Annotated in this window: 14 protein-coding genes and 1 riboswitch; of the genes, 8 read left to right on the plus strand and 6 right to left on the minus strand. The window is 62.2% G+C overall.

The genetic code is table 11. The features are described from left to right. The first annotated feature begins 7 nt into the window (after nucleotides 1-7). The 3 genes from ACP3TE_RS12130 to mnhG are packed head-to-tail and all read left to right on the plus strand — an operon-like array spanning nucleotide 8 to nucleotide 1,309. Nucleotides 8-637 carry a Na+/H+ antiporter subunit E gene (locus ACP3TE_RS12130; RefSeq protein ID WP_105657015.1) on the plus strand — a complete coding sequence of 210 codons (630 nt, stop codon included), beginning with the start codon at nucleotides 8-10 and terminating at the stop codon, nucleotides 635-637. Between the two features lies 1 nt (nucleotide 638). After that, the gene (locus ACP3TE_RS12135) at nucleotides 639-905 is read left to right on the plus strand and encodes a monovalent cation/H+ antiporter complex subunit F (protein WP_105657014.1); all 267 of its coding nucleotides are present in this window, start codon (nucleotides 639-641) and stop codon (nucleotides 903-905) included. After that, nucleotides 905-1,309 carry a monovalent cation/H(+) antiporter subunit G gene (gene mnhG / locus ACP3TE_RS12140; protein ID WP_105657013.1) on the plus strand — a complete coding sequence of 135 codons (405 nt, stop codon included), beginning with the start codon at nucleotides 905-907 and terminating at the stop codon, nucleotides 1,307-1,309. Before ACP3TE_RS12135 ends, mnhG begins: the two co-directional genes overlap by 1 nt. A 56-nt stretch (nucleotides 1,310-1,365) precedes the next feature. On the opposite strand, the gene ACP3TE_RS12145 is transcribed toward mnhG, so the two are convergent. Beyond that, a complete protein-coding gene (locus ACP3TE_RS12145; RefSeq protein ID WP_105657090.1) occupies nucleotides 1,366-1,608 on the minus strand; it encodes a DUF4235 domain-containing protein in 243 nt (80 codons plus the stop codon). 84 nt (nucleotides 1,609-1,692) lie between these two features. Then, nucleotides 1,693-1,814: riboswitch (TPP riboswitch) on the plus strand. Nucleotides 1,815-1,879: 65 nt separating this feature from the next. Between ACP3TE_RS12145 and ACP3TE_RS12150 the strand changes: the two genes are divergently transcribed. Further along, nucleotides 1,880-2,488: an ECF transporter S component gene (locus ACP3TE_RS12150; RefSeq protein WP_402695829.1), complete on the plus strand. Its 609-nt coding sequence runs from the start codon at nucleotides 1,880-1,882 to the stop codon at nucleotides 2,486-2,488. Then, the gene (locus tag ACP3TE_RS12155) at nucleotides 2,485-4,812 is read left to right on the plus strand and encodes an ATP-binding cassette domain-containing protein (protein ID WP_332594641.1); all 2,328 of its coding nucleotides are present in this window, start codon (nucleotides 2,485-2,487) and stop codon (nucleotides 4,810-4,812) included. Before ACP3TE_RS12150 ends, ACP3TE_RS12155 begins: the two co-directional genes overlap by 4 nt. Here ACP3TE_RS12155 and ACP3TE_RS12160 read toward each other — a convergent pair. After that, entirely contained in the window at nucleotides 4,809-5,684 is an 876-nt protein-coding gene (locus tag ACP3TE_RS12160; protein WP_105657010.1) for an aminodeoxychorismate lyase, read from the minus strand. The two genes, ACP3TE_RS12155 and ACP3TE_RS12160, sit on opposite strands and share 4 nt — an antisense overlap. A gap of 166 nt (nucleotides 5,685-5,850) precedes the next feature. Here ACP3TE_RS12160 and cls point away from each other — a divergent pair, with 166 nt between their 5' ends. Beyond that, on the plus strand, nucleotides 5,851-7,347 hold the full coding sequence (gene cls / locus ACP3TE_RS12165) for a cardiolipin synthase (RefSeq protein WP_286134130.1): 1,497 nt from the start codon (nucleotides 5,851-5,853) through the stop codon (nucleotides 7,345-7,347). A gap of 10 nt (nucleotides 7,348-7,357) precedes the next feature. Here cls and ACP3TE_RS12170 read toward each other — a convergent pair whose 3' ends face one another. From ACP3TE_RS12170 to ACP3TE_RS12185, 4 genes are all read right to left on the minus strand, one after another. After that, nucleotides 7,358-9,367, minus strand: a complete 2,010-nt coding sequence (locus tag ACP3TE_RS12170; RefSeq protein WP_426733724.1) for a chorismate-binding protein — start codon at nucleotides 9,365-9,367, stop codon at nucleotides 7,358-7,360. Then, nucleotides 9,354-9,863 (minus strand): low molecular weight protein-tyrosine-phosphatase, encoded by a 510-nt coding sequence (locus ACP3TE_RS12175; RefSeq protein ID WP_105657007.1) that lies wholly within the window; start codon nucleotides 9,861-9,863, stop codon nucleotides 9,354-9,356. Before ACP3TE_RS12175 ends, ACP3TE_RS12170 begins: the two co-directional genes overlap by 14 nt. A 139-nt stretch (nucleotides 9,864-10,002) precedes the next feature. Continuing rightward, on the minus strand, nucleotides 10,003-10,626 hold the full coding sequence (locus tag ACP3TE_RS12180) for a LysE family transporter (RefSeq protein ID WP_133833557.1): 624 nt from the start codon (nucleotides 10,624-10,626) through the stop codon (nucleotides 10,003-10,005). Then, nucleotides 10,623-11,135, minus strand: a complete 513-nt coding sequence (locus tag ACP3TE_RS12185; RefSeq protein WP_105657005.1) for a MarR family winged helix-turn-helix transcriptional regulator — start codon at nucleotides 11,133-11,135, stop codon at nucleotides 10,623-10,625. Before ACP3TE_RS12185 ends, ACP3TE_RS12180 begins: the two co-directional genes overlap by 4 nt. Nucleotides 11,136-11,264: 129 nt before the next feature. Between ACP3TE_RS12185 and ACP3TE_RS12190 the strand changes: the two genes are divergently transcribed. Then, nucleotides 11,265-13,406, plus strand: coding sequence for an MMPL family transporter (locus tag ACP3TE_RS12190; protein WP_133833559.1), 2,142 nt, complete (start codon nucleotides 11,265-11,267; stop codon nucleotides 13,404-13,406). Nucleotides 13,407-13,711: 305 nt separating this feature from the next. Further along, nucleotides 13,712-15,253 carry a DEAD/DEAH box helicase gene (locus tag ACP3TE_RS12195; protein WP_133833560.1) on the plus strand — a complete coding sequence of 514 codons (1,542 nt, stop codon included), beginning with the start codon at nucleotides 13,712-13,714 and terminating at the stop codon, nucleotides 15,251-15,253. Nucleotides 15,254-15,356: the final 103 nt, after the last annotated feature.

The following is a 15,356-nucleotide window of genomic DNA, read 5'->3' on the forward strand; positions in this document are numbered from 1 at the left end:
TGGAGGGATGATGCCGAACAAGAACTTTGAACCGCGTGACCAGCGCATTGACGATGCGCTGGATACCTCCGGTGTGCGCCACCGCGCGACACTCAAGCAGGAATGGCCGCTGCTTCTGCTGCTGCTCTTTGTCTGGGGTGCTCTCTGGCAGGACTTCTCCCTGGGGAACATGGTCTTCGGCGTGATCATCGCGCTGCTGATCGTGAACCTGTTCCCGCTGCCGCCGGTGGTCCTTTCGGGCCGGATCAATGCCTGGTACTGCCTGAAGCTGTTCATCTGGTTCCTCGGACAGGTCTTCGCCGCCAGCGTCCATGTGGCCTGGCTGGCGCTGGTCCGCGGGAAGCGCACCCGCAGCGCGGTCATTGCGGTCCCGCTGCGCACCGACTCGGACCTGATCGTGATGACCGTGGGACACGTGCTCACGCTGATCCCGGGCTCCTTCGTGATCGACGTGGACCGCAGCTCGTCGACGCTGTACCTGCACTACATCGACATCGAGTCGCCTGCGGACGTGGAGAAGGCGCGTGCCGGCATCCGGGACATCGAACGCCGGCTGATCATGGCTATTGGCAGCCGAGACGAGTACGAAGCGATCAAGAGCGAATGCGGACCGAACTTTGATGCGAGGAAGGGGTAACATGCTGGATATCGTCATTTGGATCTGCGGCATCATGCTCGGGCTCGGTGCTGTCGCCTGCCTGGTCCGTGTTGCCAAGGGGCCGTCAATCCTTGACCGGGTGCTGGCCCTGGACGTGATGCTGCTGATCATCTCCGCCGCGCTGTGCCTGGAAATGGTGCTGCACAAGCACACCGACTACTTGCTGTTCGTCGTGGCCGCCTGCATGCTCGGGTTCATCGGTTCGGTGACCGTCTCGCGCTTCGTTTCGGATCAGAGGAACGCCTAATGGAAATCTTCCTCGATGTCCTCGTTGCCGTCCTGCTGATCCTTGGCTGCCTGATGTCATTGATCGCAGGTATCGGCTTGCTGACCTTCCCGGACATGCTCACCCGCATGCATGCAGCGACCAAACCGCAGGTACTCGGCTTCCTGCTGATTTTCGCTGGACTGGCCATTTACCTGCGCAGCTGGGCTGTGGTCCCGGTACTCGTGCTGGCCTGGGGAATGCAGCTATTGACCGCACCGGTTTCGGCCCACATGATTGGCCGTTCCGGCTACCGGACCAAGCACGCTGCCAAGGAAACCCTGTTCTCCGATGAGCTGAGCCACGTGGTCAACAAGGTCAACGGAACACCGCCGACCGGAACCACCCCGGTTTCCAAGACCGGATCGCCAGACGAACAAGATTGAGAAAAAGCGGGAGCCGCCCCTCTGGGCGGCTCCCGCTTTTGGCTCAACGCCGAAGCTTACTTGGTGAACTTGGCAACAACCTTGTTGGCGCTGCGGTCAGCCACGGTCTGCAGGATTGCTGCGACCAGGGCCGAAACGACTGCGAAGCCCAAGGCACGGCGGAAAGAAGCTTCCGCTGCTTCCTCAGTGCCCTTGCGTGGTGCTTTGCTGCCGGTTGCCTTCAACCAAAGGAAATCAACCAGCTTGCCGCCGAGCATGCCAGCGCCAACGGTGATACCGGTAGTGGCAAGTTTCTGCACTTTATCCATTTTTTCCTCGCGATCAAGCTCTTGACATATCGTTCCTCTGCCCAGCATACCTGCGGTATGGTGGGGGAGCAGTAATTATTCCGACAGGGGAGCGTCAGACTTTTAAAAAAGTCGCAAGACGCTGAGAGTGCGATAGATCGCAGACCCTCGAACCTGCCCCGGCTAGTACCGGCGAAGGAAGTCGAGCATCTCGGATGCGGATAGGCGCGGCAGTATGCCCTCATTCCGTCCATCTCCCCTCCTTTCCACAGGAGGACCAGCAATGAACGAAACAGTTTCGAAGCAGCGTACCGGCTGGCGTGTAGTTGATATCGTCGTCGCCTCGGTGATCGCCGTCGCTTCAGGGGTCATTTTCTGGGCGTGGAGTGCCGGCTATGGCCTGTTCTCGCTCGCCTTTGCGGCTTTCCCGCCAGCCACCGCGTTGCTCACCGGCATGTGGCTCTTCCCGGCGGTGCTCGGCGCACTGATCATCCGCAAGCCAGGCGCCGCAATCTACTGCGAGCTGCTGGCCGCTGTGGTTGAAGCGCTGCTCGGCTCGCACTACGGCTTGACCGTACTGATCTCCGGCCTGGTCCAGGGCCTGGGTGCAGAGCTGGTCTTCGCAGCATTCCGCTACCGCAAGTGGAACCTGGGCGTGGCGCTGCTGGCAGGCTTGTTCGCCGGCTTGTTCGCCGGCATTTCCGAGGCCTACATCCTGGCCTACTATGTTGAGTACACCGCCGGAATGAAGATCTTCCACGTGATCGCCACCGGCATTTCCGGCGTAGTCATCGCAGGGCTGCTGTCCTGGTTGGCCACGTGTGGACTGGCGAAGACCGGTGCATTGAGCGCCCTGCCGAGCCGGCGTGCTCACCTGGAAAGCGCAAAATGAGTTCCTTTGCCAATTCCGGCGCAGCCTCGCTGACCCAGCGCGGTGCCGCCATCACCGCAACGGGGTTCGGCTGGCAGCACTCCGAGAGGAAGAATCCTGCCATCTCGGGACTGGACCTTGTGATCCACGCCGGTGAGAAGGTGCTGCTGGTCGGTCCATCGGGCGCCGGCAAGTCAACCTTGCTGCACGCGATGGCCGGGTTGCTGGAAGCGGATGAGGACGATCAGGTCGCTGGCCGGCTGCTCATAGATGGCAGCGATGCCTTCATCCGGAGCCACCCGGTGGGCTTGATGCAGCAAGACCCGGAAACCCAGGTAGTGCAAAGCAGGGTCGCCGATGACGTGGCCTTTGGCGCCGAGAATCTCGGAATGGATCCCGAACTGATCCGCCAGCGGATCCCCGAAGTGCTGGACGCTGTGGGTCTGGGTGCGCTGTCCTTCGAGCACCGCACCCAGCAACTTTCCGGCGGACAGAAACAGCGGTTGGCCTTGGCCGGCATTCTGGCCATGGAACCCAGCGTCATGCTGCTCGATGAACCGACTGCCAATGTGGACCCGCAGAGCATTGAGCTCTTGCGCGATGCGGTGCTGAACGCCGCCCGGCTTTCCGGTGCCACGCTGGTCGTCGTGGAACACCGGATTGAAGCCTGGGCGCAGCATGTGGACCGGGTTATCGTGCTGCAGCCCGGTGGGGGAGTCGCGCACGATCTGGACCCGCAGCAGCTGTACACCGATGAAACGGTGCGCGAGGAGCTGGCTGCTGCCGGGCTGTGGATTCCAGGCTACTTCCCGCAGGTGGCTCGGGCAACGAACGGTGCCGGTGCCACGCTGCTGGAAGCGCAGCAGCTGGTATCCGCCCGCACCGCCACGGCACCGCGCACCCAAGCGGTGGACGTGAATGTGCAAGCGGGCACCGCGACGGTGATTCGCGGTGAGAATGGCGCTGGAAAGTCGACGCTGGCCTTGACCTTGGGCGGATTGCTCGTCCCGGCCGACGGCGGGTTGGCGGCCACCGCGCAACTGGCCGACGGCCTGGGCAACTCCCCGTTTGCCTGGAAGGCCGGTGCATTGATTGGGCGGATCGGTTCGGTGTTCCAGGAACCCGAACACCAATTCGTGACCCAGAGCGTTCGGGAAGAGCTGGCTTTCGCTCCCAGCCGCGCGCAGGCCAGCAGCGCCGATGCGCCGAAATACGAGCCGGCCCAGGTCCAAGCGCGCGTGGACGCGTTGCTGGAACGCTTGGGCCTGGCGCATTTGGCAGACGCGAACCCGTTCACTCTCTCCGGGGGCGAGAAGCGGCGCTTGTCCGTGGCCACTGTTCTGGCCGCATCCCCCCAGGTGCTGATCCTCGACGAACCGACCTTCGGGCAGGATGCGAATACGTGGAGGGAACTGGCCGGGCTGCTGGTTGAGGAATTGCAGCAGGGCACCGCGATCATTGCTGTGACCCACGACGATCACTTTGCCTCGGTGCTCAAAGCAAGGGACCTGGTGCTCACTGCCGGCACCCCGGAAGCTGGTACCCCGCGACAGGGGCCGGTGCTTGATGCGCCGGTAGGGCATAGCTGGTTGGCGAAGATCAATCCGCTGGCCAAGCTCGGTGCGGTGGCTGCGGCAACACTGCCGTTGATCACCACCTTGGATTGGGTTTCGGCGCTGGTGGTGATCGTGGCGACCGTGGTGTTCTTCCCCCTGGCAGGGCTGAGCCCGCTGAAATTCCTCAAGCGCGCGTGGCCACTGCTGATTGCCGGAATCCTTGCGGCGTGGGGCATCGCCTTGGTGGGCCAGGATAGCGGCATGGTCTACGCCCAATTCGGCGCCTTCAGCATCACCGAGGGATCGGTGGCCGGGGGCATTGCCACCGGACTGCGCGCTTTCGCGCTGGCCATCCCGTGCATCTTGCTGCTGGCCACCACGAATCCAAGCGATTTGGGCGGGGCGCTGTCTCAGCAGCTGAAGGTACCCCACCGGTTTGTGCTCGGGGCCTTGGCCGGCATGCGCCTACTCGGGTTGATGGTGGAAGAATTCACCACGCTCACGCTGGCCCGGCGCGCTCGCGGTGTCGGGAACTTCGGCACCGTGGGCCAACGCATCAAGGCAACCCTCGGCCAGGTGCTGGCCTTGCTGGTGCAAGCGATTCGCCGCGCCGGACGGTTGGCCACCACGATGGAGGCCAAGGGGTTTGGCACGGCCAAGCGTACATGGATTCGCACGGCCACCTTCACCTGGCGTGATGGCATGGTGCTGGCCACGGGGATCCTGTTTGGCACGGCCGCAATGGCTGCGGCCGTGCTGGCAGGGACCTACAACTTGGTGTGGTCCTAGCGGATTGCTTCGCTCAGGGCGCTGAGCTCTTCATGGAGCTCAGCGTCCAGGCGCAACGGCTTGGCATCGATGGTGCGCACCGGGGTCAGCAGGCGGATGGAGGAAACCAGCCACACGCCATCGGCCTGGTACAGGTCTTCCGGGCGCAACGGGCCGTAGCCCAGCTCCCAGCCATCCTGGGCCGCGGCGTCGAAAATGGCGCTTTGCGTGGTGCCTGGCAGGATGCCGGTTTCAAGCATCGGGGTCAGCAGCCGCTTGGTCTCGCCATCGCGCTGGGCTACCAGCACGGTCGAGGTCGGAGCTTCCAGGATGATCCCGTCGGCGGAGGTGAAAATGACATCATGGGCGCCGTGCTTGTGCGCGTAGCGCAGGGCGGCCATGTTGATCGAATAGGAAAGGGTCTTGGCGCCCATCATGAGCCATGGCGCACGTTCGGCCAGCTTCGAGTCGTAGCCGCGATCCAGCATCAGGACATCCACACCGGTTTCACGCTGTTCCCTGCCCAAGGCCGGGGCAGGGGTCACGGTGACCCAGCAAATGGCAGGATCATTGTCGTGCTCGCCGCGCGCGGCGACCAGCTTGACCACCGCTTCTTCAGCGCCGCCGGTGGCATCGAAATCGGCCACAGCGGTATCTACCGCGGCAAACCAGCTGCGCGCATCGGGAATGGCCAAGTCGGCAACTTCAGCCGAGGTCGCCAAGCGTGCCAGGTGCGCTTCGAATTTGCGTACGGCCTGGTTGGTGTAGAGCATCGATTCAAAGATGCCATCACCTCGCGTGACTCCCTGTGCTGTGACCAGAAGTTGCGGTGCAGTGATGTCTGCAAGACGACCAGCCGGATAGGCCGGATCCAAGAATACAAGTGAGCTCATAAAGACAGATTATCGAACCCCAGCGTCTTCTGCGCGATTTCTGCAGGCGGAGATTCAGACAAGTCCGGCAATGTTCGATAAGCTAAGCGAAGGATTTTGGCCTGTACATCGCAGATCAGAGGCCGATAATGCCGAATTCGCGGGGTGTAGCCAAGGGGGTGCCCGAGTGTGGCCAAGTAATGAAGTCTTCTTGCAGATTGGCGGCGTTCTCTGGAGCGTGCTGGTCGCAATAGAGCTAGCGGTTCGCTACTTCATGATCGGCATCGTTCCGGGCAACCGGCGCCCCACCACCGCCATGGCATGGCTATTGGCTATCTTCTTCCTGCCCGTTGTGGGACTTGTCGCATACTGGCTTTTCGCCAATCCGCACCTGTCGCGCCGCCGCTTGGAAAAGCAGCGGCGTGCGCACGATGAAATCATGAAGGCCACGAGCCACATGCAGCTGCCCGAAGAATTCCATTCCCAGGAGGAATGGGTCGAATCGGCAGTCATGCTCAACCGCAATCTTGGTGCCATGCCGCTGGAAGGTGGCAACCAGGTAGAGGTCATTTCCGATTACCGGGCTTCGCTCGATGCCATGCGCAAGGAAATCGATAACGCCACCCGCTATGTGCACATCCAGTTCTACATCATGGGCGATGACCCGGATTATGTTGGACCGGTACTCGATGCGCTGGAAGCGGCCGCGGAGCGCGGCGTGCACGTCCGGTTGCTCTTCGACCACCTGGGAACCTTGCGCGTCAAGGGCTACAAGGATTTCAAGAAGCGGCTGAAGAAATCCGGTATCAACTGGCGCCCGATGCTGCCCATCGACCTGATTGGCCGTCGTTGGCGCCGCCCGGATCTGCGCAACCACCGCAAGATCCTCGTTGTTGATGGCGAGGTGGCCTTCACCGGAAGCCAGAACCTGATTGAACCCGGCTACAAGCGCGAGTCCTCGCATAAGGTGGGCCGCGAATGGGTTGAAATGATGCTCCGGGTCGAAGGTCCGCTGGTGCGCAGCCTCGACGTCACTTTCGCTACCGACTGGTGGCAGGAGGACGACGACCAGGAAGTGCTGATGGACATGGCCGAGGCCCGCCACCCGCTGGCCTATGAGGAACGTCCCGGTTCCACCCTGGCGCAGCTGCTGCCCAGCGGCCCCGGATACGGTACCGAGAACAACCTCAGGCTGTTCAATACGCTGATCTATTCTGCCTCCGAACGCCTGGAAATCACCAGCCCCTACTTCGTTCCCGACGATTCGCTGCTCTATGCCATCACCACTGCCGCCCAGCGCGGAGTAGAAGTGGAATTGTATGTTTGCGAAGAGGGCGACCAGTTCCTGGTGCACCACGCGCAGCAGTCCTACTACCAGCAGCTGCTGGAAGCCGGCGTGCGCATTCACCGCTACCCGGCACCGATGGTGCTGCATACCAAGTGCTTCACCGTGGATAACGACGTGGCCGTGGTGGGATCCTCGAATATGGACATGCGCTCATTCAGCCTGAACATGGAAATTTCCGTGATGCTGCTGGGCAAGGAAATGGTCGATGCGGTTAACCAGGTGCAGAACCACTACCGCGGGATTTCCTCGGAAATCACCCTCTCGCAGTGGCGCCGCCGTCCTCGCATGCAACGCTGGATCGACAATGTGGCTCGCTTGACGGCCACCTTGCAATAATTCAGTTGGCTTAAGTGTCTTGCGGGAAACTGGCGCCCAGTGCTTGAAGCACGCCGCGGGATTTGGTGATGACCTCGTCCCACTCTTCAGCGGGCACCGAATCAGCGGTGATTGCCCCGCCAAGGCCCAGGCTCAACCGCCATGACTGGTCAGCTAGCCGGTCGCACACCAGGGTTCGGATCACCACGGAGAAATCGGCGGCACCATCAGCACCCAGATACCCCACGGCCCCGGAGTACAGGCCGCGGGCACGGTGCTCTTCGAGCTCATCCAAGATGCTCATCGTGGACAGCTTCGGTGCACCGGTCATGGAGCCCGGCGGGAAAGCTTCGCGCAGGGCTTCGGCGGCCAGCTGCGGGGCGGATAGCGTGGCGTCGATGGTGGAGACCATCTGGTGCACTGTCGCGTAGGTTTCCACCGCGCACAGCCGGGCAACCTTCACCGACCCGGGAACCGCATGGTGCGAAAGGTCGTTGCGCAACAGGTCAACGATCATGATGTTCTCGGCCCGGTCCTTGGGATGGGTGGCCAGATCATGCTTCAACGCGAGATCTGATTCTTCATTTTCGCCACGCGGCCGGGTGCCCTTGATCGGCTCGGCCCGCAACTGCCCGTCCTTGGACAGCGCGAGGAACCGTTCCGGTGAAATGCTGGCGATTTGGAGATCAGTGAAACGCAGGTAGTGGGCAAACGGTGCAGGGCTGGAGCGGCGCATCCGGCAGTAGGCCTCGAACGGATCGAACAGTTCGGCATGGGCCGTCAGTTCGGTAGTCAGGCAAACTTCGTAGGTGTTGCCTTCATAGATCTCGCGTTGGGCCTGGCGTATCTTCTGCTTGTAGCCGGCTTCGGTATCCGCGCAGCTGAACTGCGGGATAGGCAACGGGTGGTGGGCGCGCAGTTCTGGAGGATTGCCCAACCGGATGCTCAGCGCTGCTGCCGGTTCGCTAATGCTGTGCAGATGCATCTGGCCTTCTTGATGGTCAATGACCACCACGGTATCCGGCGCAAAGAACTGGGCATCGGGGCGCACCCGCCCGGGTTCAACCACTGCCTGCAGATCCGCGGCGCCGAGCTCGCGCTTGAGCTCATAACCGAGGTACCCCACCCATGCCGGCAGCGGGTAGCCGACTTTAGCGGTGGTTCCGGCAGGCCAGAGGCCTGCCAGCGCGCGGAAGAAATCCTCGCCCAGCCGTACTTGCGCTCCGGGCAAGCTGACGGTGGTGCCGTGGCTGGTGGCGCTCAGTACCGGGGGCTGTTCTGCCGCCGAAAGCGCGATCAACGAATAGCGGTTGCGTCCCAACGGGTCGCTAAGCTTATGGCTTGTTGATTCCAGTAGTGCGGCATGCGGAAGGGACCGGGCCAGTTCCTCGAAGAGTGACGCCGTATCGGCTGGCGCCTCGTAGCTCTGGCGGAAGGTTGGGGCAGTGGGGGACTGGTTGGAGCGGAGGCAAAGCTGGCGCATCATGGCCGGCAGGTAGCGGCAGGAACGCGCCCAGATCTCGATGGGGTCGTGGTCGCCAGCGGCATCAATGATCAGGGTTGCTGCGGCGTGCGGCTGATGGGCCAGCAGGTACCGTTCCTCTTGTTCGGCCCACATCTGCCAGTACGGACGGTAGGCCTGTCCATCGCGTGCCAGCGCCCGATCGCGGCGGAAGCTTTCGGGTGCTTCCAGCCAGATCCCGATATCGAGGAATTCTCGGGCGTCGGAATGGATCGCTCCTACGCCTTCGATGATCACTACCTCGGCCGGAGTGAAGTTCTTGGATGCGCCAAGGGCACCCGCGGCCCAATCCCAGGTGGGGTAGGTGATCGTGTTGCCTGCTGCGAGCTGAGGCAGGATCCGGTGGTAGAGATCGAAGGACCGGTGCAGCCCGTCCCAACCGTGGTAGAGCTCTTCAAGGCGCAAAATAGCTACGGAGGCGGTGGCTTCCAGGTATTTCGCTAGGTCTGTTGCAAAGGTGCTTTTGCCGGATCCGGAACGCCCGTCAATGGCAATCAGCGTTGGTCTAGCGGTTTCCACGAGAGGCGATGTTACTCCGCACGTAATCTACAAGGGCAGGCAGGGAAGCAGAAATGAGTTTCCAGGTCTCGCGGAAGTCTCCGGCATCACCGTACCAGGGGTCATAGATGCCCTGCTGGTCGTGCGGGGAGCTCGCGGTTCCCGGATCAAAGGAACGGAACATCCGCAGTTGCGGACGTTCGCTCGGATCGATTTCGGCCAATTCGGGAACGAGTTCCTCGAAGTGGTCGGTGTCCATCGCCAGTACGAGATCCATCTTGGCGATTTCGTCCGAGTCGATCTGGGCGGCAATGTGCTCAGATGCATCAAGTCCATGGCTGCGCAGAGTACTGGCAGCACGCTCATCGATGCGCTTGCCGACTTCACCATCGGTGATGGCTCGCGATATGACCTCGACCTGCGAGACCTCGGCATCCTTGAGCGCATTCTTGAGCATGTACTCGGCCATAGGCGAACGGCAAATATTTCCCGTGCACACGATCATTATCCGGAACATGGCATCAGTCTATGGGCACAAGGCGATTCGATCGATAGCTACGCGCCCGTTTCCCGGCAACAAATCGGCAACGATTCGGAAATTGGCCCGGGAATCGGTTCACGGCTAGGAGTTCTGCGGCAAGAGCGGGGCGAAAATGCTAGTGCATGAGCAGCAGGAGCGCGGCGACCAGGATGAACAGTACGCCGAAGAGGATGTTCAGCAGCTTGGCGCCGCGGTAGGTCGCGGTGAAGCGCTGGAAGGTGCGGGCCGTGCCGGCAAAGAAGAAGAACATCACCGCGATGTCCACCACGATGACCGTGCCGATGAAGATGGCGTATTGGGCCAGGAGCGGCTGATCGGTGCGGATGAACTGCGGGGTGAAAGCCAAGAAGAAGACGATGGCCTTCGGATTGAGCAGGTTGACCAGGATGCCCCGGTTGAGCATGGACCAGCGGGTCAGGCGGTGCCCGGTGCTGGTTCCATCGGAGGCGACCTCCGGCTTGGAGAGCAGCATGCGGATACCGAGATACACCAGATAGGCAGCGCCTGCGTAGCGGATGATGGCGAACAGCAACGGCGAGCTGGCCACGAGCAAACCGACTCCGGCGGCAACGATCACCACATGGATCAGCAAGGCGATCTGCTGCCCGAGCACGCCCCAAATGGAAGCACGCCAGCCTTGGCGCATCGAATTGCTCATCGTGTTGATGGCTCCGGCGCCGGGGGTGAAGCTGATGACGATGCAGGCGCTGAGAAGGGATATCCAGAGTGAAAGGGTCACTGCTTAAGGCTAGTGTCCGTCGCGCTCTTGGCTGGTTTCGTTGCCCGCTGTGTTACGACTTCTTCGCGCGCGCTGTCCACGCCGGCGACGGCTTCTGCCATGAAGCGGGCTATGACCTGCAGCTGCTGTTCGTCGTAGTGGCTGATCACTTCCCGCATTTTGGCACCTAGCGGCATGAACATTTCCATGCCCTTGCCGCGGGCTTTGGGTGTCATGGCGATGCGGATGACACGGCGATCCCGGTCCGAGCGCTGGCGCTCGATCATTCCCAGTTTTTCCAGGCGGTCGAGCATGGCGGTGGTAGCCGGAGAACTCAGTTGCAGGTCGCGGCTCAGGTCGCGCGGGGAAGGCAGAAGGCTGCGCTGCTCGTATTTCATGATGATTGACAGCGCATTCATATCCGTGCGGTGCGTTGCGTAAAGTGCTCCGGTGGACTCAACGTAGCGGTCCGAGGCTTGGCCGAATTCCTGCAGGAGCATGACCAAATTGTGCTGTTCTCTTGCGCTCATAGGCGCAATCCTAGTCGGAAAAGCATTTAATAGCCTGGGAAGTATTTCTACGATGGAAGTAAGTCTTGTAGTATGGCATTCGGATCGCCCTTTGATCCACCGCCAGCAATCACGAGTGAGGACGGATCAGTGGCGCATGTAGCGAAAACCGACCAGCCATCGGGCAAGAAGCGATTGGACAAGAAGGGTATCGGCATCAGGGCAGGAATCTACGCCCTGCTGATCATCCTCTGGCTGGGTGTAGCCGGAATCGGCGGCCCGACCTTCGGCAAGCTTTCCGAGGTCCAGACCAACGACCAGACCTCCTTCCTCCCGGCCACCGCCGAAGCAACCGAAGCCCTGGAATGGCAGAACAAATTCCGCTCCACCGAAGCAATCCCAGCGGTGGTCCTGCTCACCAGCGATGGCGAGGTCAGCAAGGAAACTGCTGGAGGGATCGGCGAGGCGCTGAAGGACTTCACGCATCTGGACGGGCAGATCACCGGGCCCTTCCTCTCCGAAGACGGCAAGGCCGCTGAATTCATCGTTCCGGTCTCCGGCGAGGTGGAGGCCGATACCGGAGTCGAAGAGCTGCGGGCGCTCCTGGCTGCCGAGAAGCCCGAGGGCACCACCGCCTATGTCACCGGGCCGGCAGGCTTCAGCGCCGACCTGGTCGAGGCCTTCGGCGGCATCGACGGCGTGCTGCTGGGCGTGGCCCTGGTAGCTGTGCTGGTGATCCTGCTGCTGGTCTACCGTTCGATCCTGCTTCCCTTCACGGTGCTGCTCACCTCGGTCGTCGCGCTGTGCGCGGCAATTGTCGCGGTGTACTTCATGGCATCCGAAGGCTGGATCCGGCTCGACGGCCAGGCCCAGGGCATCTTGTCCATCCTGGTCATCGGTGCGGCTACCGACTACTCGCTGCTGTTCGTGGCCAGGCACAAGGAAGCGCTCATGGCCGGCCAGGACAAGTGGCAGGCCGTGGCTTCCGCATGGAAAGGCTCGCTGGAACCGATTGTCGCTTCGGGCGGCACCGTGACGGTGGGCCTGCTGTGCCTGCTGTTCTCCGATCTGAACTCCAATAAGGCACTGGGACCCATTGGCGCCTCGGGCATCATCTTCTCGATCGTTGCCGCGTTGACGTTCCTGCCGGCGGTGCTCGGCTTGCTGGGACGGGCCGCTTACTGGCCCTTCCCGCCCAAGCCGGTGGCCGTGGACGCCCAAGGCCAGGAGAAGGAAGGCCTGTGGGGCCGCATTGCGCGGTTCGTTGCCAGCCATCCGCGCCCGATCTGGATCATCACCGCTCTGGTGCTCGCCGTGGGAGCGCTGGGCATGACCCAGCTCAAGGCCCATGGCGTGCCGCAGAGCGAGCTGGTGGTAGGCGGTTCGGAGTCGCGTGACGGGCAGATCGCCCTGGGCGAGCACTTCCCTGGCGGCTCGGGATCCCCGGCCACGGTGATTGTCGATGAAGCCGAAGCGCAGACGGCCCTGGAAAAGGCCCTTGATGTCACCGGCGTGGATTCGGCCTACTTGCAGGCTGAAGACGGCGGACCGGCCATGGCCGCCCGCGGGGCCGAGCCAATGAGCGTCGAAGGCCGCAACCTGATGTCGGTGACGCTGGCCGATGCGGCCGACTCGGATGCCGCCAAGCAGACCGTGGTCGAGCTGCGCGAGCAGCTGCATGCGGTCGACGCCGACGCGCTGGTCGGCGGCACCACTGCGACCCAGCTCGATACCAATGAGACGGCCATAGCGGATCTGTTCAAGATCATTCCGATTACCCTCCTGGCCATCTTGCTGATCTTGATGTTGCTGCTGCGTTCCATTCTGGCTCCGGTGCTGCTGATCCTGACCACCGTACTGTCCTACGGCACGGCGATGGGTGTCAGTGCGCTGGTCTTCAACAATGTCTTCGGCTACGTGGGTGCCGATCCATCCGTACCGCTGTTCGGCTTTGTCTTCCTGGTGGCGCTGGGCGTTGACTACAACATCTTCTTGATGACCCGTGTGCGCGAGGAATCCTTGAAGCGCGGAACCCGTGAGGGCATGCGGGTGGGCTTGAAGGTCACCGGCGGCGTGATTACCTCCGCCGGCGTGGTGCTTGCCGCTACCTTCGCCGCACTGGGTGTGGTGCCAATCATGTTCCTGGGCCAGTTGGGCTTCATCGTGGCCTTCGGGGTGCTCTTGGATACCTTCGTCGTGCGAAGCCTGCTGGTGCCGGCGCTGGTCGAAGAAATCGGACCAAAGGTCTGGTGGCCCTCGAAATTGGCGAAGAAGGAATTCGAGCTGAATTAGGCAGCGCGGCGGCCTGTCCCGGGAGCCCTAGTGGTGAACGTCTCCCGGGGCAGCAGTGCAAAGCGGGGCCGCTCACAGACGGGCCCCGCTTTCGCACTGTAGTATGGATACTTGTGCGTCACCGGAAAATTCTGTGGCGCATGCGTCGACAGTTTAGATTTCCCTCCTGTGAATCGCCCGGAAAACCTCCGCCGGTCCACTTTTGGCAGCAGGCCTTCCTTGGCCTTGCATGTTGCGGACTTCCTCCTGGCTCGGCGAAACCCAACGCCTGAAGCAGGCGTGCGAATCAGAGAGAAAGTTTGAATATGTCCGTAACTTTTAGCGCCCTCGGCGTGCCCGAATACCTGTCGAAGGTCCTTGCTGCCAGCGGAATCGAAGCCGCTTTCCCGATCCAGGAAGCCACCTTGCCTTCGACCTTGGCCGGCGGCGACGTCCTGGGCCGCGGCCAGACCGGCTCCGGCAAGACTTTGGCCTTCTCGCTGCCCCTGGTAGCCCGGCTGGCAGATCGCCCACAGCGCCGCAAGGCCCGTTTCCCACGCGCGCTGATCATGGCTCCAACCCGTGAACTGGCGACCCAGATTGCCAAGACCGTTGACCCCTTGGCAAAGGCCGCAGGCCTGCGTACCACCGTGATCTACGGTGGCGTGGCCCAGAGCCGCCAGGAAAAGGCCATGAACGAGGGCGTGGACATTGTCATCGCCTGCCCGGGCCGCCTGGATGACCTGATCAAGCAGAAGGTCGTGGACCTGTCCCAGCTGGAAATCTCCGTGCTGGATGAAGCCGACCACATGGCCGACATGGGCTTCCTGCCTGTAGTTCGCCGCATCATGGACCGCATGCCAACCGGCATCCAGCACATGCTGTTCTCCGCTACCTTGGACAACGGTGTGGACAAGGTGGTCAAGCGCTACCTGAGCAACCCGACCATTCACTCGGTGGATGCACCCAAGGCCGCTGTGAACACCATGGAGCACCACGTCTTCGTCATCGGCAACGATGATAAGAAGGACCTGATCCGCGTTCTGGCCCAGGGCACTGCCCGTCGCATCATGTTCATGCGCACCAAGCACCACGCCAAGAAGATGGCGCTCACCCTGTCCAAGGCTGGCGTTCCGGCGGTAGACCTGCACGGTAACCTCTCGCAGAATGCCCGTGACCGCAACCTTGCTGCTTTTGCTTCAGGCGAGGCGAAGGTTCTTGTCGCCACCGACGTAGCCGCTCGTGGCGTGCACGTTGATGGTGTGGAGCTGGTTGTCCACGTTGATCCACCAGCAGAGCACAAGGCCTACACCCACCGCTCCGGCCGTACCGCACGTGCGGGTTCGGATGGAACTGTAGTGACCATCTGCACCCCTGATCAGCAGGGCGACGTTTCGACTTTGCTGAAGCAGGCCGGACTGAAGGTGCCTTTCGAAAAGGTCAACCTGAATTCTCCGGTTGTGGCCAAGGTCGTCGGCGAAGTTGCCGAGCCGGTTGCCTACGTTGCTCCGGTTCAGCAGAAGCGCAATCCTGCCAAGAGCAAGCCTGCCGGTGAAGGTGCCGGCCGCGGTGGCCGCGGCCAGCGCCCGGCGCGTGGCGCCAAGCCAGCTGCCGAAGCCCAGGGCCGTGGCGGCGAACGCCGCCGTACGGAACGTGACGGCGCTAGCCAGGGCGAGCGTCCAGCGCGCAGCGCCCGCGGTGCGAACTCCGACCGTCCAGCCCGCGGCGCACGAGGTGCCAACGCTGAACGCCCGTCGAGCCCTTCGCGCTCACCGCGAACCGGCGGCCGCAATGCCGCTGGCGGTGCAACCGGTGGCCGTTCGCGTGGCCCGCGTCGCGCATCGAGCCCAGCTGGTCGTGGCAACTAGGCGCTGGCACTAATCCTTGCGGAGTACTCCCTCGCATCCATCCCAATGGATGCGGGGGAGTTTTGCGTTATACCCGGGAAATTGCGCGTCAAAAGTTTAGCTC

Origin of the sequence: Glutamicibacter sp. 2E12 (assembly GCF_050030965.1) — a bacterium.
Taxonomy (GTDB): domain Bacteria; phylum Actinomycetota; class Actinomycetes; order Actinomycetales; family Micrococcaceae; genus Glutamicibacter.